This is a genomic window from Brevundimonas sp. UBA7838 (assembly GCF_002500885.1).
Classification (GTDB): domain Bacteria; phylum Pseudomonadota; class Alphaproteobacteria; order Caulobacterales; family Caulobacteraceae; genus Brevundimonas; species Brevundimonas vesicularis_C.
This window is the reverse complement of record NZ_DLTK01000091.1, coordinates 1,953-2,972: the sequence shown is the minus strand read 5'-3', so window position 1 is coordinate 2,972 and position 1,020 is coordinate 1,953. Positions and strand designations below refer to the sequence as shown.

The 1,020-nt window shown below is 70.5% G+C and carries 2 protein-coding genes; both read left to right on the top strand.

Annotated features, from left to right (window positions below):
• Positions 1 to 607 (top strand): Flp pilus assembly protein CpaB (gene cpaB / locus B3T77_RS07650; RefSeq protein WP_292078603.1); only part of this gene is annotated, 607 nt, incomplete at its 5' end.
• Positions 608 to 618: 11 nt separating this feature from the next.
• Positions 619 to 1,020 (top strand): pilus assembly protein N-terminal domain-containing protein (locus B3T77_RS07645; protein WP_292078600.1); only part of this gene is annotated, 402 nt, incomplete at its 3' end.

The following is a 1,020-nucleotide window of genomic DNA, read 5'->3' as shown; positions in this document are numbered from 1 at the left end:
GGACGCCGTGAACCGCGTCGCCAAGGCGGCGACGGAGCTGGCCACGACCGGCGCCAAATCCGACTATATCGGCTCGGTGGTCCGCGAACCCATTCTGGCCGGAGAGCCCATCGTGTCGCGCAAGATCGTGCGCGCCGGCGACAGCGGCTATCTGGCCGCCTATCTGGAGCCGGGCATGCGGGCGATGGCCATCGCTGTGACGGTGGAATCCGCGGCCGGCGGGTTCATCCTGCCGGGTGACCGCGTCGATGTGGTGCTGACCGCCGAAACCAATCGCGACGGCGCCGTCGAGGGCGCGACCAAGTCCAAGTTCGCCTCTGGCGTCGTGCTGCAGAACATCAAGGTCCTGGCCATCGACCAGGCGACCCGCGTCGGCGACGACGCCCAGGCCGTGGTGGGCGCTACCGCGACCCTGGAAGTCAGACCGCAGGACTCGGTTCTGCTGGCCCAGGCCAAGTCCGAGGGCGAACTATCGCTGTCGCTGCGATCCTATGCCGACACCGCCGGGCCGTCCGGCGCCACGCGCCGCCCCGTTGCAGCCGTTTCCCAACCTCAGGCCGTGCGCATCTATCGCGGCGGCGCGCCCGAAGTGGTGGCCGTGCCATGAGAACTCAACCGATGCGCCGACCCACGATGCGCAAGGCCGCCGCTGCCGCAGCCTGCGCCCTTCTGGCCACTCTGGCCGCAGCGCCTGCCGGCGTCGCCCAGACCCGCGCCGCCGTCTCGACGGGTGCGGCGCAGCGCCTTATCAACCTGCCGCGCGGCACCTCGTTCGCGGTGGATCTGCCCGCCGACGCCCGCGACGTCATCGTCTCCAATCCGCAGGTGGCCGAGGCCATGCTGCACTCGCCGCGGCGCATCACAGTTATCGGCATCGCGCCGGGAGAAACCGACGCCGTCTTCTTGGACGCAGCCGGCCGCACCATACTGAGCCTGCGGGTTCGGGTGGACGCCGGCACCAGCGCGCTTCAGGACACCCTGGATCGGATGATCCCAGGCGGCGGCGTTAGGGCCGAGGCC